We start from the raw sequence: 18,385 nt of genomic DNA on the forward strand, positions 1-18,385 counted from the left end.
CACACTCACCTGCGAGGACCGGCGCTACGCTCAGATGTCGCGCCGAGATTCTGGCCGACCTGGACACCGTGGACGCGTGCAGCAGCGTCATCGACAGGTGCCCGGCTCTGGATCAACCACTGTGACTTCGGGGAACTGCCTACCCCTCTGCGGCCAGCTGTCCGCAGGCGGCGGCGATTTCCTGGCCCCGCGTATCGCGCACCGTGCACGGCACGCCCTGTGCGTTGACGCGCCGAACGAATTCCTGCTCAACGGGTTTCGGGCTGGCATCCCACTTGCTGCCCGGCGTCGGGTTCAGTGGGATGACGTTCACGTGCACACGGGAGCCGAGGGCCTTGTGCAGCTTGGCGCCGAGCATATCCGCACGCCACGGCTGGTCATTGATATCGCGGATCAGCGCGTATTCGATGGACACCCGACGGCCGCTCTTATCGGCGTAATAGCGGGCGGCATCGAGGACCTCGGCGACGGGCCAGCGGTTGTTCACCGGCACCAGGGTGTCGCGCAGTTCGTCATCGGGGGTGTGCAGCGAGACCGCGAGGGTGACCGAGAGGTCCTCGTCGGCGAGCTTGCGAATGGCCGGAGCCAAGCCGACGGTGGAAACGACCACGTTGCGCTGAGAAATACCGAAGCCGTCGGGCGCGGGTGAGGTGATGCGGCGAACCGCGGCGACCACCCGCTTGTAATTGGCCAGCGGCTCGCCCATGCCCATGAAGACGATATTGGACAAGCGGCCCGGACCGCCCGAGACCTCACCATCGCGCATAGCGGCGGCCGCTGCACGAACTTGGTCGACGATCTCGGCGGTAGAAAGATTGCGATTGAGCCCACCCTGGCCGGTGGCACAGAACGGGCACGCCATACCGCAGCCTGCCTGGCTGGAAATGCACAGGGTGGCACGGTCCGGATAGCGCATCAGCACGCTCTCGAGCAGGGTGCCATCGCCCGCGCGCCACAGGGTCTTTCGTGTCTCGCCGCCATCGCACGCAACATGCTTGACCACCGACATCAGCGGCGGAAACAGCGCTGCGCCGATCTTTTCGCGCACCGCGGCGGGCAGGTCGGTCATCTGGTCCGGGTCGGCCTGCAGGCGGCCGTAGTACTGGCGCGCGATCTGATCGGCACGGAACTTCGGCAGACCGAGCTCCTCGACCACGGCCTTGCGCCCGTCGGCATCGAGGTCGGCGAGGTGCCGCGGCGGCATGCCACGGCGTGGAGCATCGAAGACGAGGGGCAGGGAGACGGTCATAATCTCTCCAGTGTCCCATCTCGCGTATGCGGCCCGGACCGAAGGTGACCATCACGACGCCCGACGCGACGAAGGTCACGTGCGATCAGGGCGGGTGAGCAGCCCCTGCCTCGACATAACGACATACCGGTCAGCGCCCAGAAATGCGTGCACCCGGGATAGCGATCGGCAATGATCGAAGTATGACCAGTCACGCCGAGTCGTCCGAGCCGGAGCGCACCGATGATGTCGCACCTGCGTCGACGGGCCGTGAGACGGTCGAGCCGACCGACCGTAGGACGGTGGAACCGACCGACCGTAGAACGGTGGAGCCGACCGGTCGCAAGTCGCTGGCGAAGAGCCGGACCGGTGACACCTGGGTCGCCCTCGTCGCCGCGACGCTGATCGGGATCGTGCTGCTGATCTTCATCCTGCAGAACCTGGAACAGCAACGGGTGGATCTGTTCTTCTGGAGCTTGTCCCTGCCGGTCGGCATCCTGGTGCTGCTGTCGGTGATCGCGGGCGCACTGGTGATGGCGCTGGTCGGCGGCGTGCGGATCATTCAGCTTCGGCGGGCGGCGAAGCGGTAGTACGCGGTTCGCACTTACCGCCCATTCTTGCGTCGAAAATTCAGCTCGAGAATGGACGCTGACTCAGATCAAAGTGGACAGCACCAACCAGGACACGAAGGCCGAGGGCAGCATCGAGTCGAGGCGGTCCATGATGCCGCCGTGGCCGGGCAGCAGAGTGCCCATATCCTTGATGCCCAATTCCCGCTTGACCTGGGATTCGATCAGATCGCCCACGGTCGCCACCAGCACAAGGCCGACGCCGAGCACCACGCCGATCATCGAATTGGCTTCCAGCAGCAGGGTGACGGTGAGCAGACCGCCGATCACGCTGAACACCAGCGAACCGCAGAAGCCCTCCCAGGACTTCTTCGGGCTGATCGCGGGCACCATCGGATGCCGCCCGAACAGCACACCCGCGACGTAACCGCCGACATCGGAGCAGACCACCAGAATCATGAAGGTCAGCACCCGCAGATTACCGTCGGGCTCGAGCAGCAGCAGCGTCGCGAACGAGGCGAGCAGCGGGATCCAGGCCAGCGTGAAAATCGTAATCGCGGTGTCGCGCAAAAAGTTTCGCGGCGCGGTACGCAAGCCGTGATCGAAAAGACGCCACACCATGCAGATCAGTGTGGTCGCGGCGAAGGCACCCGCCACGCCGCTGGCGCCCCACGGCCAGCCGAGCCAGAACACCGCCTGACCGCCGACGATGAGCGGGATCCGCGGGACCAGGACATCCGCCTCCCGCAGCCGCTTGGCGACCTCCCAGGTGGCGACGCCGACTCCGGCGGCCGCGACGCCGATGAATACCTTCGGCACGAACAGCAGGATCGCGATGAGCGAGAGACCGAGGCCGAAGCCGACGGCCAAGGCGGCGGGCAGATTGCGGCCGGCACGCGAGGCGGGGGCTGCGGGTTCCGCCGAGTTCTCTTGCTGGACGGCGGGATTCACCGGCGCGGTCGAATATTCGGGGTTCGCGGATCCGTCGCTTTCGGAGCCGGGCGTCACCGGCCCCCAGGTCGAGGGCCCATCGGTGGCGGTTCCTGGGATCGCGGTGCTATTGGTCGCGGATCCCGGTGCCGCGGGTCCATCGGCCGCGGGTTCCGGTGCCGCGGGTCCATCGGCCGCGGGTCCACCGGCCGCAGGCCCGGGTGCCGGGGGTCCACCGGCCGCAGGCCCGGAACCAGCGGGTCCATTGGCGGAGCGTCCCGGTGTCGCAGGTCCATCAGTCTCGGGAACGGGCGCTGAGGGTGCGGCGGTCGAATCTCCCGAAGTCGCGGGCCGACCGGGCGAGGCCACCGGCGAACCGGATTCCCGACGCGCAGCCTCGGACGCAGCGAAGTCGGTGCGCACAGGTTCGGGAGGTGCGGCTTCGGGAATCGCGGCATCGACCGCGCGCCCGTCCGTCGCATCAACTGTGCCGTTGGCCGGCCTCGGCTCCTCGGCCGCACCGGTCGCGGCGGCGTTCTCGGCCACGATTGTCCCGTCGCTCAACTCGTCGTTCCGTTCGTCCCCCGCCCGGGCGGGCCTGAAAGATCCGGCCTCGGACCTCAGACCTCGAGCAGTTCAGCTTCCTTGTGTTTGACCAGTTCATCGACCTGGCCGACATATTTCGCGGTGGTCTTGTCGAGCTCCTTTTCGGCGCGCCCGACCTCATCCTCACCCGCCTCGCCATCCTTCTGGATCCGCGACAGTTCGTCCATGGCCTTACGGCGGACATTTCGAATCGAGACCTTGGCGTCCTCGCCCTTACCCTTGGCCTGCTTGGCCAGTTCGCGGCGCCGCTCTTCGGTCAGCTGCGGAACCGAGATCCGAATGATGTCACCGTTGTTGGTGGGGTTGACACCGAGATCCGAATTGCGGATCGCGGTTTCGATCGCGCCGAGCGTCGACTGCTCATACGGTTTGATCACCACCATCCGCGGTTCGGGCACGGAAATGCTCGACACCTGGGTAATCGGGGTCGGCGAACCGTAGTAGTCGATGACAATCCGTTGGAACATACCCGGATTCGCCCGACCGGTACGGATGGACCCGAGGTCGTCCTTCGCCACCGTGACGGCCTTCTCCATCTTCTCCTCGGCGTCGAAGAGCGCTTCTTCAATCACGACCGTTTCCTCCACAGCGTCGTCATCGTCATGATCCGCGGGCGCGGGGTCAGGACCGAACCAAGGTGCCGATCTTCTCACCGGCGACCGCACGGGCGATATTGCCCTTCGTCAACAAATTGAACACCAGCATTGGCATCTGGTTGTCCATACACAGGCTGAAGGCCGTCGCGTCGGCGACCTTCAGATCACGCTCGATGACCTCTTTGTGCGTGATTTCGGTGTACATGGTCGCGCTCTCGTCGACCCGGGGATCCGCGGTGAAGACCCCGTCGACGGCCTTGGCCATCAGCACCACGTCGGCGTCGATCTCCAGTGCGCGCTGGGCGGCGGTGGTGTCGGTGGAGAAGTAGGGCATGCCCATGCCCGCGCCGAAGATGACCACACGGCCCTTCTCCAGGTGCCGCTTGGCGCGCAGCGGCAGATACGGCTCGGCCACCTGGCCCATGGTGATCGCGGTCTGCACGCGGGTGTCGACGCCCTGCTGTTGCAGAAAGTCTTGCAGCGCAAGGCTGTTCATCACGGTGCCGAGCATGCCCATATAGTCCGAACGGGCGCGTTCCATACCGCGCTCCTCGAGTTCGGCGCCGCGGAAGAAATTGCCACCGCCGATCACCACGGCCACCTGAACACCGCTGGAGACCACCTCGGCGATCTGCTCGGCGACCGTCTGCACCACATCGGGGTCGAGCCCGACCTTGCCGCCACCGAACATCTCCCCACCCAATTTGAGGAGCACCCGGCGATATCCTGGGCGGTCGGTCCCGGGGTCCGTCATGGGTGTTCGTCTCCTTCGGCGATAGATTTCGGTCTGTCGACACAGCACGTGGGCCGGATGGCAACGCGGAGGCTCAATACGGAGCGCCCTTATCCTGCCCTACTCGGATTCGATGTGGGTAGAAGACCCCCTCGGACGCAACGAACCAGCCCGGTCAGGCTCGGGAATTGCGGATGAACGGCCAGCGTCCGGACAGGCGAAACCCCTCGTACACCGTATCCGGCGCACGAGGGGTTTCGCGGGGCGTGATCAGGCCTGGCCGACCTCGAAGCGGGCGAAGCGGGTCACGGTGACACCGGCCTCCTCCAGCAGCGCCTTGACGGTCTTCTTCGAATCGGTGACCGATGCCTGCTCCAGCAGGACGACATCCTTGAAGAAGCCGTTGACGCGGCCCTCGGTGATCTTCGGCAGCGCGGCCTCGGGCTTGCCCTCTTCCTTGGCGGTCTGCTCGGCGATGCGGCGCTCGTTCTCCACCACGTCGGCCGGCACATCCTCGCGCGTCAGGTACTTGGCCTTGAGCGCGGCGACCTGCATGCCGACCGCACGCGCGGCCTCGGCGGCGGTGTCACCCTCGCCCTGGTACTCGACCAACACGCCGACGGCGGGCGGCAGGTCGGTGGCACGCTTGTGCAGGTAGACGGCGACGGGGCCGTCGAAGGACGCGACCCGACGCAGCTCGAGCTTCTCGCCGATCTTGGCGGCCAACGCCTGCAGCGCATCGTCGGCGGTCTGGCCGCCCAGGTCCAGGGCCTTGAGGGCGTCCAGATCGGCCGGCTTGGCGGCCGCGGCGGTGGTCACGATCTTGTCCGCCAGACCCTGGAATTCGGCGTTCTTGGCGACGAAGTCGGTCTCGGAGTTGATCTCGATCAGCACGCCGCCCTTGGCGGCGACCAAACCTTCGGCGGTGGCGCGCTCGGCGCGCTTGCCGACGTCCTTGGCACCCTTGATGCGCAGCACCTCGACGGCCTTGTCGAAATCGCCGTCGGTCTCGACCAGCGCGTTCTTGCAGTCCATCATCCCGGAGCCGGTGAGCTCCCGCAGCCGCTTCACGTCAGCGGCGGTGTATGTCGCCATGGGTGGCGCTCCTCCTGTGTGTTGTTTCGGGTGGTAACACCACCTTGCCGACCGCTCCTATCAGGAGAGGTCGGCAAGGTGAACAAACGCCCGCGGTGGCAGCTACGGGGCCGGAGGCGGCAGCTCGCGTCACCATGTAGGCACCCGCTGCCACCGCCATCAGGCACCGATCAGGCGTCGGCCGGAGTGGCGGGGGCCTCGGCGGCAGCCTCGGCCTCGCTCGCGGCGGGGGCGGCCTGCGCGAGCAGCTCCTGCTCCCACTCGGCGAGCGGCTCGCCCGCACCGGCTTCCGGCTTCTCGTCACCGGAGGAGATACCGGCCCGCGCCTGCACGCCCTCGGCCACCGCGGAGGCGACGACCTTGGTCAGCAGAGCGGCGGAACGGATCGCGTCGTCGTTACCCGGGATCGGGTAGTCGACCAGGTCGGGATCGCAGTTGGTGTCCAGGATCGCGATGACCGGGATGTTCAGCTTGCGCGCCTCGCCGACGGCGATGTGCTCCTTGTTGGTGTCGACGACCCAGATGGCCGAGGGCACCTTGGCCATATCGCGGATACCGCCGAGGGTGCGCTCCAGCTTGTTCATCTCACGCGTGAGCATGAGGATTTCCTTCTTGGTGCGACCCTCGAAGCCACCGGTCTGCTCCATCGCCTCGAGTTCCTTGAGGCGCTGCAGGCGCTTGTGCACAGTGGAGAAGTTGGTGAGCATGCCACCCAGCCAACGCTGGTTGACGTAGGGCATCCCGACGCGAGTCGCCTCGGCCGCGATCGACTCCTGGGCCTGCTTCTTGGTGCCGACGAAGAGGACGGTGCCACCGTGGGCGACGGTCTCCTTGACGAACTCGTAGGCCTTGTCGATGTAGGTCAGCGTCTGCTGCAGGTCGATGATGTAGATGCCGTTGCGGTCGGTGAAGATGAACCGCTTCATCTTCGGGTTCCAGCGCCGGGTCTGGTGTCCGAAGTGTGCGCCGCTGTCGAGCAGCTGCTTCATTGTTACGACAGCCATGGTGCCGTATCCCTCTTTCGTTGCCGGTTGCCGCGGCGAATCGGTGATCCGCCGCCCTGGCGCCTCCGGATCATCGGACCCGATCGCTAGGATCAGGACCAGCCGATGATTCCCTGCTTCGCATGCACTGCCGATTCACGAAGTCGAGCTCCGGTTCGAACAGCGCCGTTACGAGCAAGCATGGGGTGGCGCGCGAAGTCGGTCAGTGCAGGCACAGACCGCTCGACCAGTCTACGGGCTGAGGGGGTCAGTTTCTAAATCGCCCTGTCATGGGTCGAAACGAGCCCTCTCCACAACCGAGCAAGTTGTCCACACTCGCCGAAGCTAGGGTACTGCGGGCGTCATGCGCGGCCGACGCTTGAAGCATGAATCGCATAGCTATCTCGATAACCATGCTCATCCCACCGCTATTCCTGCTGTCACTGGTTCTGGCACAGCCGGTTTCGACCGCACCACCGAACAGCTCGACTGCCGCGGCGTTGCCTTGGGGTCCGCTGGCAACCACTGGGCATGATGGCGGTTTCCCTGGAACGGAAGTCGTGTTCGGGGATTGCACGGGTTCGGCTTGTTCGGCGGGTGGCGGACTCACGTGGATGCCCGATCCGCTTCGGGTTGCACCGCTCGTTGTGAATGTCGCGCCCGACGCACTCCGTGTCGATATCGCACCAGATGCACACCGTGCGGACCTCGCACTCAACGTGCCCAATGTGGACAGCGCGTTAGAGGTACGTCCGACTGAAGGGGTACAGACGCCGATCTCTGCGGAGGGCGCGACGCCGCTCGCCACCGATATCGCGCGTCGGGGCGGTACCGGATCGGCGAGTTCGTTGCCGCGGGTTTTCAGCGATCTGCTGTCGCGGCTGCTGGATCTGGTTCAGCGGGCTCCGCTCCCGCTGCGGCGCTGATCTCGGATGCATCGCCTCGGCTGGGTCGGCGGGGTCTATCGTCGGCGCCTGATTTCGATCATCCTCGGCGTCGTCGCTCTGCTGGGACTCGTTGCGGAGCAGTCGGTTTCGGCTGCGCCACACGGGGAGTTCAGCTGGCCGCTGCAACCACGGCCCGCAGTCGAGCGGCAGTTCGACAAACCGGCGCAGGACTGGCTTCCTGGGCATCGTGGTGTCGATCTGGCAGGTGCGCCTGGGCAGGCGGTCTTCGCGGCCGGTGCGGGAATCGTGGTGTTCGCGGGAACGGTCGCGGGCAAACCAGTTGTGTCGATCGACCATTCCGGCGGTCTTCGCACGACATACGAGCCGGTACAAGCCGAGGTTTCGGTGGGCCTGCGAGTTGCGCGCGGAATGCGAATCGGCACCTTGGAGGCAGGACACGAAGGTTGCGTGGCGGCGGCGTGCCTGCATTGGGGTGCGAGACGAGAAGCGAGTGGGCACAGCCGACGTGAGTACATCGATCCACTCGGACTACTGCACCCGACTCCCCTGCGACTGAAGCCCGTGCCATGAATCAGGGGCCGAGCAGCGGGTTCGACGGGCGCCCTTCCGTCGTGACCGTTCCGGGACGAGGATCGGGTTATGGGATATGCGCTCGGAGATCCGCCGTTCACCTATACCGAGGTCGGCGCGACGAAGGGGGTGTCACCTGCGGGCTATCACCGGTTTCGGCTGCGCCGCCGCATCGGATCCGGGCGGGCGCTGTTCGAGCGCGCTGGTGCGGAGATCCTGGCATATCGAATGCAGAAGGGCACCGGCATCTTTCGGGAGGCCGACACACCGACCGCGGAGCCAGGGACGGGACTGACGGTGCGGTTGGGCATCGGTCCGGTCGGCATCACCGCACCGTGCCGGGTCGTGTACGTCCTCGACGAACCCGACCGGCGCGGCTTTGCCTACGGCACGCTGCCCGGACATCCGGAAATCGGCGAGGAACTCTTCGCCGTCGAATACGACACCACCGACGCCGCCGTCTACGGCGTGGTCACGGCCTTCTCCCGCCCGGGGGCCTGGTACGTCCGGCTGGGCGGACCGGTGGTTCGAGCCATTCAACGCATCATCGCCGGAAAGTACATCGATACCCTCCCGACCTCCGCCTAGTATCCGTCCACCGCTTATTCGACTGCGGCACAGCCGAATTCGGTGCTATTTCCTCGATGGCCAACACGAAAACCTGCGGGTGATCGACGTGCTTCGCAGCCATCCGGGCCTCGCGCCCACGGCTCTGCACGTACACAGCACCCGGCGTCGGGTACCTAGAGCTGCACCTCGAGCGCGGCAGCTTCGGCGCGCAACAGATCGCCGTGATCGGAGCGGCCGAGAGCGTCGTATTCGGCGGCGGCATGCTGTCGGTCGGCGATTTCGGCGCGGACGATCTGTTCGATATCGGCCTCGGTGAGATCGCGGCGGCGAGCTTCGGCGGCGCCGAGTCCGACCGCACTGGTCTCGATGGCACCGGCCTTGATGTCCACGGTGTCGATGGCTTCGGCGTTATCGATGGCACCGAGGGCTGAGCGCAGCCCGGAGATCGCGCTGCGGTCGCGGGTCTTCATCGCAGCGGACAGCGCAGTGCGGAGGCGCTCACGCACAGGTACGGATTTGTCGATGGCTTCCGTGGACATGGTCGCCGACCATACGTGCCCGGACCTCGCGCGTCGAGCGATTTAGTCGATCGGCACACAAGGTCCCGGCACGATCTCACGGGGTGACGATGGCGAAGTCAGGATCCGGCGCGTCGATCACACCGACCACCGAGTTCAGCCCGCTGGGATTCCCGGCAATGGCGATATCGCCCGCGGCGACCAGTGCGCCGAGGTTCTCGCCTGCCAACAAGGCTCGAATCAGGATCGCCCTCGTCAAGGTGAAAGATGCGTCCGGATCGGGTATGTCGGCGCCGTCGGGCTTGTCGTAGTGGACCAACAGGCCGTTGCGCAGTTCGAGGCGGTAGGTGCGTTTTTCGTCGGTAATATGCCAGTCGATCACCACGCGCAGATTCCACGCCTTCGGTCCGTCGATGCGCAGCGCGATCACATCGAAAATCTGCTCGATGGTCAGCGCCTCCAGCATCGTGGGCGCAGTTGTCGTCGGGCTGCCAAACGAGCCGTTGCGCAGCTCATATGCTCCGCTGAGGTAGAAGTTGCGCCAGGTGGCGTTCTCCGCACCATAGCCGAGCTGATCGAAGGTGTTGGCCTGCAGTGTTTTCGCCGCCTCGTTAGTCGGGTCAGCGAAGATGACGTAGTTGACCACCTGGGCGACCCACCGGTAGTCGCCCGCGTCGTAAGCGGTTTGCGCCTTGCGCAGCACCTCGTCGGCACCACCCATGAATTCCACATGGCGCCGCGCGGATTCGACCGGCGGATGCTCCCACAGATGCGCCGGATTACCGTCGAACCACCCCATGTACCGCTGGTAGATGGCCTTGACATTGTGGCTGACCGAGCCGTAATACCCGTGCGTGTGCCATGCATCGGCGATGGCCGGTGGCAGCTCCAGCATCTCGGCGATCTCACCACCCAGATATCCCTGATTGAGCCTGCGCACCGTCTGATCGTGCAGGTATCCATACAGATCACGTTGCAGCGAAAGGTATTCCACCAGCCGCTCGGTTCCCCAGGTCGGCCAGTGATGCGAGGCGAAGACCACGTCGGAATTACGGGCGAACAGATTGATCGACTCGGTCAAATACCTGGCCCACACATGCGGGTCACGCACCAGCGCGCCACGCAGCGTCAGCAGATTATGCATTGTGTGCGTCGCATTTTCGGCCATACACAGCGCGCGCATATCGGGAAAGAAGAAGTTCATCTCGGCGGGCGCCTCGGTGCCCGGGGTGAGCTGGAACACGATCCGGATCCCGTCGACCGTCTCCTCCTGGCCGGTGCCGGTGATATCCACCGTCGGCGAAATCAATGTGATCGTGCCCATCGACGTAGTCTGTCCGAGACCGGCGCCGACCTGCCCCTTCGGACCGCGCGGCAGCGCGGCGCCGTACATATAGGCAGATCGACGCCCCATCGCCGTTCCCACATAGATGTTTTCGGCAACCGCGTGTTCGAGGAACCCGGCCGGTGCGAGCACCGGACAGCGACCGGCCGCAACCTCGTCGACCGTCGTCACACCCATCGCACCGCCGAAATGGTCGGCGTGCGAATGGGTGTAGATCAATCCGGTCACCGGTCGATCGCCTCGGTGCGCGCGATACAGCGCCAGGCCCGCCGCAGCGGTCTCCGCCGAGATCAGCGGATCGATCACGAGCACACCGGTGTCGCCCTCGATCAGCGTCATATTCGACAGGTCGAGCCCGCGGATCTGATAGATACCCGCCGCGACCTCGTACAGTCCCTGCTTGACAACCAGACCGGACTGCCGCCACAGGCTCGGATTGACCGACGCCGGACAGCTTCCCTGCAGAAAAGCGTAGGAGTCGTTGTCCCACACCATCTTTCCATCCGGCGTGCGCACCTCCCCGGGCTTGAGTGCCGCGATGAACCCGCGGTCCGCATCCGCGAGATCGGCCGTATCAGAGGGCAGCGCGGCAGTCGCTCGTTGCTGCTCGGCGACGATGAATTCGCTCGGCTCGGTCGCAGTGCTCATATCCATCCTCCTGTGGTTGTCCGCCGAACATGTCCGGCCCGCAACGCATTAGGGCCGTGGATCCGTAAAACTGATAGCGGCCGCGACGCATGCGACGGCCAGCACCGCCAGCATGGTCGCGGCAATGGCTCCCCCGCCGTGGCCGAAGCGCCCCTGATGCAAGGCGCGATTGCGTGAAAAGGAAAGGGCCGCAACGGCTGCCATGGTGATCGCCGCGCCGGTCGGTGCGATGGCGACGGCGCGCCACCCGTGCATCGCGGCATGATTGACGAAAAGCGCGGCCACGACTATCGCGGCAACGGCGGTGCGCCGCCACGCCAAAGCGGTGCGTTCGGCGGCCAGACCCTTGGCGCTCATCGAAACAACACCACCACGCATGCAAATACCGACACGACGGCGATACCCGCCGACAGAATCGGCACCATGATCGTGTTGGGTAGCGGTTCACCGTTTCGCATGGCCCGACCGACGCGCCGCCAATGTCCATACGCACCGACCGCGATGATCACAGCGAGCACGATGCAGCTCATCGCGAGCGTGCGACGCAGCCCCGACATCCGCAGCGGCTGCACCAGCGTGTGCACCGCGACACCGCCCGCGAGCAGGCCGAGCGAGGTGCGCATCCAGGCCAGGAAGGTGCGTTCGTTGGCGAGGGTGAAGCGGTAGTCGATCTCGTCTTCCCCGTCCTCGGATTCCTCAGCGGGGGTGGGGAGGGTCATGCCGCCTCGGCTCGGACTGCGCCATGGTCGTCGTCGGAATTCACGGGCACCTCTGCATCGCTTGTCGGTTTCCTGCCGCATGCGAACGTTCCGCTACGTCAGGTTAACTACCGGCATTGCGGTCGTCTACAAAGATCGCGATCGCGTGTGCAGCGCTCCCGGTCAGACGGGTGTGGCGTCCTGGAAGGTCATCGCGAGCCGATCGACGGTCGAGGCCATGAGTGCACGCTTGGGTAATCCGAGGGAGCGCAATTCGTCGGCCCAGGCATGCTCGCCGAGGGACAGTTCTGCGCCACCGGGGCGAACGCGCATGCCGGACGGCTCCATCTGCCAATGCGTGCAGCGGGTGATCCCATCGATATGGGAGTAGGCGTCGAAGGAGGAGCCGCTACGGCGCTGCGGGACCGCGAGACCGGGGCGGATGGTGAGATCGACGATCAACTGTCCGCTCTGACGCAGTGCGCCACGTCGCACGCTGCCCTCGTGCTGTGCGTCGAAATCGGCGATTTCCTTGGGGAAACCCCAGATACCGCGGCCCGCCGCCAAGGTGAATTCACCGTCTACGGGGAGACGATGGATAAAGACACCCGCGCCACCGGTGGACAGCGCGCGCAGATCACCGAGCGTGCCGGTGGGTCCAGCGGTGTGGTGGCGGACCATGAACGACACACCGAACTCGTTGTACGGCCCGAGGTCGCCGTCGACGTAATCGACGAAAACGAGCGTGCACATCGCGCGACCGCCCGGCAGCCGAAGGATCTCCAGGCCGGAGTAGGCGATGAGTCGCTGCGCGGCAGCCGCCGATACCGAGTAGGTCGCCATAAATGCACGCGCAAGCCGAATCCGCACGGGCATCTGCACTTGCTTGCCCAGCACAACATGCGTACTCATCGGCCCCGCCCCGAGATAGCAGTGCAGCATGCACCGTCGACAAATCGTGCGGTGTTCACGAATCCTCCAAACTAGAACTCGTGTCAGAATAGACGCCATATCACTCTTGTCGCATCGCTTTCAGCTACAAGAACGCGTTTCAATTATCATCTGAGCCCGCGGTCGCTTCGATGGTCCTGCCCCGCTCGCACACCACTGTCAGCTGCACACTCCTCCCTGCAGCGGGGTGCGCAGCCGCTGTAAGCGGGTGGACGAGACATCCTGGTGGCCAGCGCCCCGATCCCGATCACGGCTTCCGGTGCAGTGGTCCTCCATCCCGAGGGCGGTCAGGCACGGGGGTGGGCTTGGTCGTGCACCTTCTTCAGGCGCTCGATGGAGACGTGGGTGTAGAGCTGGGTGGTTGCCATACTGGCGTGGCCGAGGAGTTCCTGTACTACGCGCAGGTCCGCGCCGCCCTCCAACAGATGGGTTGCGGCCGAATGCCGCAGACCGTGCGGGCTCATATCGGGTGCGCCCGGAATTGCCGAAACGACCTCGTGGACAACCGTTCTGGCCTGTCGCTGGTCGAGCCGTTTACCGCGACGACCGAGCAGTAGCGCGCGCCCGGAGTCGGCTATTGCCAGCGCGGGGCGGCCGTACCGCAGCCAATTCGCAATCGCCTCGTCGGCCGGTACTCCGAAGGGCACCGAGCGCTCCTTGTTGCCCTTACCGATAACGCGGACCAGCCGCCGTTCGCGATCGATATCGTCGAGATCCAGACCGCACAACTCACTGACCCGAATCCCGGTCGAGTACAGCAGCTCCACAATCAGCCGATCCCGCAATGCCATCGGATCGCGTTGTACCGCACCGGATTCCGCCGCATCCATAGCCGCGACAGCCTGCTGCGTACCGAGCACCGCAGGCAACACCCGATGCGCCTTCGGCGACCCGAGCCGCAACCCCGGATCGATGGACAGCCGCCCGGTGCTGGTCAACCAAGCGGTGAACGTCCTCGCCGAGGATGCCCGCCGCGCCATGGTAGTCCGGGCCACCCCACCAGCCGACTGTGCCGCCAACCACGACCGTAATAACGCCAAATCCATTTCCCGCACCGCCGAATCCGCCGACCGCGCAACCAAATGCCCCAACAACGACCGCGCATCCCCCACATACGCCCGCGCCGTATGCACCGACCGATTCCGCCCGAGCCGCAAATGCCGCTCATACTCCGCCAGCAACGCCTCGAGATCCTCCGGCAACTCCATCCCCCCACCGTCACCGCCGCCACCCCCCTTGGCAAGTGAGCACGCCGCAACGCCGCAGGTTTACCGCCGTGGACACGGTCTGCCGCATCATCGCGTCAACTGCATTTCTCCGAAATCGGCGGACGAACGACACCGAGCCACCGACTGCACCAGTCCGCGCCGATGCCGGTCCATGGCCGCGGAGATCGCGAAACGCCCCTCAGCTCACTCGAGCTGTCCCTCGTGACAGCGAGCGAGCTTCGCCACGAGGGCACCAGCACGGCTACACCCCCAGACGAGCGCGACTCGCTTGCTGCGAGCACGAGCCGCGCTGCCGAGCGCGAGCTCTCCGGGTCACTCGAGCGAGCTGTGATCGGCTCGGCGCGTGAATCGTTCATCGGCTCGGAGGATTCGCGGTTCGGTGCCAGCCGTTTTCGTCCATGCCCACTAGACCAACGAGTTCGAGGGCAGGGAGTATGGCACGGACGGTGGGGAGGTCCAGGCCGGAGTTTTCGGCGATAGCGCGGGGTTGGCGGGAGCCGATTTCGGGGAGGACGGCGTAGACCGAGGCTTCGTGGCCTTGTAATCGGTCGCTGGGCTCGGACGGCTGGCCGATTGGTAGTGACAGGCGTAGTGGGCCGGCTTCATCGATGACGTCTTCGGCGCGGGTGACCAGGAGGGCTTCACCTTCGCGGATCATGCGGTGGCAGCCTGCCGATGAGGCGGCGGTGACCGGGCCTGGGATGGCGAGGGCGGGGCGGCCGAGGCGGCGGGCCCATTTCACGGTGTTGCGAGCGCCGCTGCGCAGTCCGGCTTCTACAACGAGGACGCCGTCCGCCAGCGCGGCGATCAGGCGATTGCGGGCCAGGAATTGGTTCTTGTGGGCAACCGTACCTGGCGGGTATTCGCTGACTACCAAACCGGTTTCGGCGATCTCGGCTAACAGTCGCTCGTGCTGGGCCGGATAGGGACGATCGACGCCGCAGGCAAGGACGGCGATCGTCGGAGCGCCGACGGCGAGCGCGCAGCGATGCGCCATACCGTCGATACCGAAGGCGGCTCCAGACACGATTGTCCAGCCCTGTGCGGCCAGATCACCAACGATCTCGCCGGTGACGTGCTCGCCGTATCCGCTGCTGCACCGCGCCCCGACCACCGCGATCGCCCGCTCGCTCGACTCCGACAACGACTGCGGCCCACGCACCCACAATGCCAACGGCACCGCCCCGTCCCGATCGCGTCCCGGCTCGAGTTGGCGGAGCCCGAGCATCCGCCACGCCGGCCACTCCGGATCGTCCGGAGTCACCAACCGGCCACCCAGCCGCTCCATCACCTCGAGATCCCGCGCCGCACAATCGATCTTCCGTCGTTCAGCGGTCGGCCCGAGCAACGACCCCGGCAGCTCACACTCCCGTACCGCCCGCGCCGCCTCCACAACCCCGACCGACTCGATCAACGACGACAACGCCGCACACGGCCCCTGAACCACTCGCGACAAATACGCCCAAGCCAACCGCCGCCCATCAACATCCCCACTGGAAACCATTAGCTCCGAACTCCCCGAAGCCCAACCATCCAGATCCACATCCCCATGCCCCGAACCACGTGTGCGGTCTGTCCCCGCCCTGACATCTCCCGCCGCATCCGCCCTGCTGTCCACCAATGCGACCGGATGCGTATCACTTTCCACCGAGGTACCCGAGGTTCCCTTTGCCGCAGCCCCACTCGCCGAGGCAATAGATCCGCCGCATGCCCGCACCTCTACGCGATCCGAGACAACGTCCGAATCGCCTGTGGTACATGAGCTGTCGCCCGGCAACGGAACCGTGGTGGGAACGCCGCCACAGGCAGCTCGGTAATCCGAGGTGGCCATCGACTCGGCTGCACACCCGCCAGTGGCGGATGCACCGCCCGCCGCCGCCTCTGCGGGTTCGGGTGCAACGACCGCTCGCGTCGCGCAAGATCCGCTGCCCACCGGGGTGCGCATGGCACCGCTCGCGGGATGGTCGCCACGCGCCGTCAGTGGTGCCCAATCGGAGACATTGCCCGTCGACTCGCCCGGACACCCCACGGCAGCAAGGCAACTCGCTGCGGTCGCCGAGAGATCCGAAGCGGCCGCACCGATGTGCGCCGTGCCTGCGCACCCCGAGGCGTTTGCACTGTCGCCGATGTCTGGCGCAACGGACCTCATAACCTCACCGACGATCGGGCGCTCGGCTCCCGTCGCCCCGCTCAATGGGAGCTCCGTTGGCGGAAGTTCAAGGCGGCCAGTACGTCTTGGGCACTGGGTTGGTCGGCGTTGCGGAGGTCGCAGATGGTCCAGGCGACGCGGAGGGCCCGGTCGGCGCCGCGGGCGGAGAGGCGGCCCAGGCGGAGGGCGGCTTCGATGGGGGCGGTTGCTTCGTGGGGAAGTCGGAAACGTTGGCGCAGGATGTGGCCCGGAACTTCGGCGTTGTTGGACCAGCCGTAGTCCTTCCAACGTTGCACTGCGGCCTGCCGTGCGGCCGCGACTCGATGGCGCACGACCTCGCTGCTTTCGGCTTCCTCGGCGGCGAACGACGCCCCGGGGTGCCCGTGCATCTGAACCCAGATGTCTATGCGATCCATCAACGGTCCGGACAATTTGCCGAGGTATCGGCGGCGCGCGAGCGGGGCGCAGATGCAGTCGACATCGCGGGCGGGGGCACAGGGGCAGGGATTCGCGGCCAAGACCAGTTGGAAACGGGCCGGGTAGCGAGCCACTCCGTCGCGGCGCGCGATGCGAACTTCGCCCTCTTCCAAGGGCGTTCGCATCGCTTCCAGGACCTTGGTCCCTATCTCCGCACATTCATCGAGGAACAAAACCCCGCGATGAGCACGGCTGACGGCACCCGGACGTGCGGTCCCCGATCCCCCACCGACCATGGCGCTGGCCGAGGTCGAGTGATGCGGAGCGACGAAGGGCGGCATGGTGATCAACGGAGCGTCGTTGGAGAGCGCGCCTGCGACCGAATGGATAGCCGTCACCTCGAGCGCCTCGGATTCGGTGAGCGGCGGGAGTAGTCCCGGAAGACGTTGTGCCAGCATGGTTTTACCGATTCCGGGCGGCCCGGTGAGCAGCAGGTGATGTCCGCCGGCCGCGGCGACCTCCAATGCCCACCGGGCCTCCTCCTGACCGACCACCTCGCTCAGATCGCCGCCACAGCGCACGCTGTCTGGCAGCATGCCATCGGGCTCCACCAGACTGCCCTCACCGCGCAGCCACGCGACGACGGTGCGCAGGCTCGTCGCCCCGAAAACCTCGATGCCGTCGACCAGACCGGCTTCGGCCAGTGCGGATTCCGGCACGATCACCCGCGTCCAACCCGCATTGCGTGCCGCGAGCACCGCGGGCAGGATGCCGCGCACCCGGCGGACGCGCCCATCCAGCGCCAATTCCCCCAGCAATACGGTCTTTCCGAGCCGATCGGAGGGGACCGCGCCCGCCGCGTCCAGCACCGCGATCGCGAGGGCCAGATCGTAGACGCTGCCGATTTTGGGCAGTGTCGCCGGAGACAGTGCCAGGATCACGCGTCCATCCGGCCATTTCTCCCCGATATTCGCCACCGCGGAGCGCACCCGGTCACGAGATTCCTGCAGTGCGGTATCGGGCAAGCCGACCAGATGCACCGAAGGCAGTCCCTGCCCGATATCCGCCTCGATTTCGACCAGTTGGCCGTCCACCCCGCTCACCGCGACCGAATACGCCACCCCCAGCGCCATCAGAACACCGCTTTCAGGTGATCGATGACAGGTCGGTGGCCGCGGTGCAGCAGCACCGAAATCACGTCGAAGCGGATATCGCGCCACGGACCGTCCTGTTCGGACAGCCACACCAGCGCCAGCCGCCTGATCCGCTGCTGCTTATCGAAGGTGACCGCCTCGGCGGGCGTCCCGAACTTCGTTCCGGTTCGCGTTTTGACCTCGACGAAGGCAGTCACGCGGCCATCCCGGGCGATCAGATCCAGTTCGCCGTACTTGCACCGCCAATTCCTGTTGATGATCTCCATCCCGGCGGCCTGCAGGAATCGGGCCGCCAGTTCTTCCCCTTGTGCGCCGAGCGCCTGGTTTTCTGCCACCGGCTCAGCGTGCCCGGACCGCGCCCACGGCCGATGACAGCGACCTGCGCGAACAGAAAACCTGTGGATACCCGCTCAGCTGTGGACAACCCGAGGATCCAGCGCCTGTACTCCACCTACTTGTCGGTGCCCGATGCTATAGGCCCGAGCACC

19 protein-coding genes are annotated in these 18,385 nt (G+C 65.9%); 4 read left to right on the plus strand and 15 right to left on the minus strand.

Going from position 1 to position 18,385, the window contains the following annotated elements; translation table 11 throughout:
• Positions 1 to 139 precede the first annotated feature (139 nt).
• The gene (rlmN, locus tag ACIBJI_RS22865) at positions 140 to 1,249 is read right to left on the minus strand and encodes a 23S rRNA (adenine(2503)-C(2))-methyltransferase RlmN (RefSeq protein ID WP_364341675.1); all 1,110 of its coding nucleotides are present in this window, start codon (positions 1,247 to 1,249) and stop codon (positions 140 to 142) included.
• A gap of 182 nt (positions 1,250 to 1,431) precedes the next feature.
• Here rlmN and ACIBJI_RS22870 point away from each other — a divergent pair, with 182 nt between their 5' ends.
• The gene (locus tag ACIBJI_RS22870) at positions 1,432 to 1,818 is read left to right on the plus strand and encodes a lipopolysaccharide assembly LapA domain-containing protein (protein ID WP_397085591.1); all 387 of its coding nucleotides are present in this window, start codon (positions 1,432 to 1,434) and stop codon (positions 1,816 to 1,818) included.
• 63 nt (positions 1,819 to 1,881) lie between these two features.
• Here the strand turns inward: ACIBJI_RS22870 and ACIBJI_RS22875 are convergent, their stop codons facing one another.
• The 5 genes from ACIBJI_RS22875 to rpsB all read right to left on the minus strand — a co-directional run bounded on the left by ACIBJI_RS22875 (position 1,882) and on the right by rpsB (position 6,761).
• On the minus strand, positions 1,882 to 2,748 hold the full coding sequence (locus ACIBJI_RS22875) for a phosphatidate cytidylyltransferase (RefSeq protein ID WP_364342032.1): 867 nt from the start codon (positions 2,746 to 2,748) through the stop codon (positions 1,882 to 1,884).
• A gap of 599 nt (positions 2,749 to 3,347) precedes the next feature.
• On the minus strand, positions 3,348 to 3,905 hold the full coding sequence (gene frr / locus ACIBJI_RS22880) for a ribosome recycling factor (protein ID WP_364341680.1): 558 nt from the start codon (positions 3,903 to 3,905) through the stop codon (positions 3,348 to 3,350).
• Between the two features lie 49 nt (positions 3,906 to 3,954).
• Positions 3,955 to 4,683 (minus strand): UMP kinase, encoded by a 729-nt coding sequence (gene pyrH, locus ACIBJI_RS22885; RefSeq protein ID WP_364341682.1) that lies wholly within the window; start codon positions 4,681 to 4,683, stop codon positions 3,955 to 3,957.
• Positions 4,684 to 4,932: 249 nt separating this feature from the next.
• Positions 4,933 to 5,757, minus strand: a complete 825-nt coding sequence (gene tsf / locus ACIBJI_RS22890; protein WP_364341684.1) for a translation elongation factor Ts — start codon at positions 5,755 to 5,757, stop codon at positions 4,933 to 4,935.
• 170 nt (positions 5,758 to 5,927) lie between these two features.
• Complete coding sequence (rpsB, locus tag ACIBJI_RS22895) at positions 5,928 to 6,761, minus strand: 30S ribosomal protein S2 (RefSeq protein ID WP_364341686.1); 834 nt, start codon at positions 6,759 to 6,761, stop codon at positions 5,928 to 5,930.
• A gap of 365 nt (positions 6,762 to 7,126) precedes the next feature.
• On the opposite strand from rpsB, the gene ACIBJI_RS22900 reads away from it, so the two are divergent.
• From ACIBJI_RS22900 to ACIBJI_RS22910, 3 genes are all read left to right on the plus strand, one after another.
• Positions 7,127 to 7,666 (plus strand): hypothetical protein, encoded by a 540-nt coding sequence (locus ACIBJI_RS22900; RefSeq protein WP_364341688.1) that lies wholly within the window; start codon positions 7,127 to 7,129, stop codon positions 7,664 to 7,666.
• Between the two features lie 6 nt (positions 7,667 to 7,672).
• Positions 7,673 to 8,218 carry a M23 family metallopeptidase gene (locus tag ACIBJI_RS22905; protein ID WP_364341690.1) on the plus strand — a complete coding sequence of 182 codons (546 nt, stop codon included), beginning with the start codon at positions 7,673 to 7,675 and terminating at the stop codon, positions 8,216 to 8,218.
• 69 nt (positions 8,219 to 8,287) lie between these two features.
• Positions 8,288 to 8,806 (plus strand): DUF1990 domain-containing protein, encoded by a 519-nt coding sequence (locus tag ACIBJI_RS22910; protein WP_364341692.1) that lies wholly within the window; start codon positions 8,288 to 8,290, stop codon positions 8,804 to 8,806.
• 155 nt (positions 8,807 to 8,961) lie between these two features.
• Here ACIBJI_RS22910 and ACIBJI_RS22915 read toward each other — a convergent pair whose 3' ends face one another.
• The 9 genes from ACIBJI_RS22915 to ACIBJI_RS22955 form a co-directional block, all read right to left on the minus strand.
• Positions 8,962 to 9,327: a hypothetical protein gene (locus ACIBJI_RS22915; protein WP_364341694.1), complete on the minus strand. Its 366-nt coding sequence runs from the start codon at positions 9,325 to 9,327 to the stop codon at positions 8,962 to 8,964.
• A gap of 76 nt (positions 9,328 to 9,403) precedes the next feature.
• Positions 9,404 to 11,299: an alkyl sulfatase dimerization domain-containing protein gene (locus tag ACIBJI_RS22920; RefSeq protein ID WP_364341696.1), complete on the minus strand. Its 1,896-nt coding sequence runs from the start codon at positions 11,297 to 11,299 to the stop codon at positions 9,404 to 9,406.
• A 48-nt stretch (positions 11,300 to 11,347) separates the two neighbouring features.
• Positions 11,348 to 11,656, minus strand: a complete 309-nt coding sequence (locus ACIBJI_RS22925) for a DUF202 domain-containing protein (protein WP_364341698.1) — start codon at positions 11,654 to 11,656, stop codon at positions 11,348 to 11,350.
• Positions 11,653 to 12,018: a DUF202 domain-containing protein gene (locus tag ACIBJI_RS22930; RefSeq protein WP_364341700.1), complete on the minus strand. Its 366-nt coding sequence runs from the start codon at positions 12,016 to 12,018 to the stop codon at positions 11,653 to 11,655. Before ACIBJI_RS22930 ends, ACIBJI_RS22925 begins: the two co-directional genes overlap by 4 nt.
• Before the next feature lie 162 nt (positions 12,019 to 12,180).
• The gene (locus ACIBJI_RS22935; protein WP_364341702.1) at positions 12,181 to 12,909 is read right to left on the minus strand and encodes an acetoacetate decarboxylase family protein; all 729 of its coding nucleotides are present in this window, start codon (positions 12,907 to 12,909) and stop codon (positions 12,181 to 12,183) included.
• Positions 12,910 to 13,235: 326 nt separating this feature from the next.
• Positions 13,236 to 14,156: a tyrosine recombinase XerC gene (locus tag ACIBJI_RS22940; protein ID WP_364341704.1), complete on the minus strand. Its 921-nt coding sequence runs from the start codon at positions 14,154 to 14,156 to the stop codon at positions 13,236 to 13,238.
• Between the two features lie 373 nt (positions 14,157 to 14,529).
• Positions 14,530 to 15,681 (minus strand): DNA-processing protein DprA, encoded by a 1,152-nt coding sequence (gene dprA, locus ACIBJI_RS22945; RefSeq protein ID WP_364341707.1) that lies wholly within the window; start codon positions 15,679 to 15,681, stop codon positions 14,530 to 14,532.
• A 686-nt stretch (positions 15,682 to 16,367) separates the two neighbouring features.
• Positions 16,368 to 17,876: a YifB family Mg chelatase-like AAA ATPase gene (locus ACIBJI_RS22950; protein ID WP_364341709.1), complete on the minus strand. Its 1,509-nt coding sequence runs from the start codon at positions 17,874 to 17,876 to the stop codon at positions 16,368 to 16,370.
• On the minus strand, positions 17,876 to 18,232 hold the full coding sequence (locus ACIBJI_RS22955; protein WP_364341711.1) for a YraN family protein: 357 nt from the start codon (positions 18,230 to 18,232) through the stop codon (positions 17,876 to 17,878). The genes ACIBJI_RS22950 and ACIBJI_RS22955 overlap by 1 nt, the downstream gene beginning before the upstream one ends.
• Positions 18,233 to 18,385 lie beyond the last annotated feature (153 nt).

This window comes from Nocardia sp. NPDC050408 (assembly GCF_044458905.1).
Classification (GTDB): Bacteria; Actinomycetota; Actinomycetes; order Mycobacteriales; family Mycobacteriaceae; genus Nocardia.

Bases quoted from the DNA above. Each gene is read 5' to 3' on its own strand.
- rlmN (WP_364341675.1), bottom strand. From the start codon at position 1,249: ATGACCGTCTCCCTGCCCCTCGTCTTCGATGCTCCACGCCGTGGCATG.
- ACIBJI_RS22870 (WP_397085591.1), top strand. From the start codon at position 1,432: ATGACCAGTCACGCCGAGTCGTCCGAGCCGGAGCGCACCGATGATGTC.
- pyrH (WP_364341682.1), bottom strand. From the start codon at position 4,683: ATGACGGACCCCGGGACCGACCGCCCAGGATATCGCCGGGTGCTCCTC.
- tsf (WP_364341684.1), bottom strand. From the start codon at position 5,757: ATGGCGACATACACCGCCGCTGACGTGAAGCGGCTGCGGGAGCTCACC.
- rpsB (WP_364341686.1), bottom strand. From the start codon at position 6,761: ATGGCTGTCGTAACAATGAAGCAGCTGCTCGACAGCGGCGCACACTTC.
- ACIBJI_RS22900 (WP_364341688.1), top strand. From the start codon at position 7,127: ATGAATCGCATAGCTATCTCGATAACCATGCTCATCCCACCGCTATTC.
- ACIBJI_RS22905 (WP_364341690.1), top strand. From the start codon at position 7,673: ATGCATCGCCTCGGCTGGGTCGGCGGGGTCTATCGTCGGCGCCTGATT.
- ACIBJI_RS22910 (WP_364341692.1), top strand. From the start codon at position 8,288: ATGGGATATGCGCTCGGAGATCCGCCGTTCACCTATACCGAGGTCGGC.
- ACIBJI_RS22915 (WP_364341694.1), bottom strand. From the start codon at position 9,327: ATGTCCACGGAAGCCATCGACAAATCCGTACCTGTGCGTGAGCGCCTC.
- ACIBJI_RS22920 (WP_364341696.1), bottom strand. From the start codon at position 11,299: ATGAGCACTGCGACCGAGCCGAGCGAATTCATCGTCGCCGAGCAGCAA.
- ACIBJI_RS22925 (WP_364341698.1), bottom strand. From the start codon at position 11,656: ATGAGCGCCAAGGGTCTGGCCGCCGAACGCACCGCTTTGGCGTGGCGG.
- ACIBJI_RS22930 (WP_364341700.1), bottom strand. From the start codon at position 12,018: ATGACCCTCCCCACCCCCGCTGAGGAATCCGAGGACGGGGAAGACGAG.
- ACIBJI_RS22935 (WP_364341702.1), bottom strand. From the start codon at position 12,909: ATGAGTACGCATGTTGTGCTGGGCAAGCAAGTGCAGATGCCCGTGCGG.
- ACIBJI_RS22940 (WP_364341704.1), bottom strand. From the start codon at position 14,156: ATGGAGTTGCCGGAGGATCTCGAGGCGTTGCTGGCGGAGTATGAGCGG.
- dprA (WP_364341707.1), bottom strand. From the start codon at position 15,681: ATGGTTTCCAGTGGGGATGTTGATGGGCGGCGGTTGGCTTGGGCGTAT.
- ACIBJI_RS22950 (WP_364341709.1), bottom strand. From the start codon at position 17,876: ATGGCGCTGGGGGTGGCGTATTCGGTCGCGGTGAGCGGGGTGGACGGC.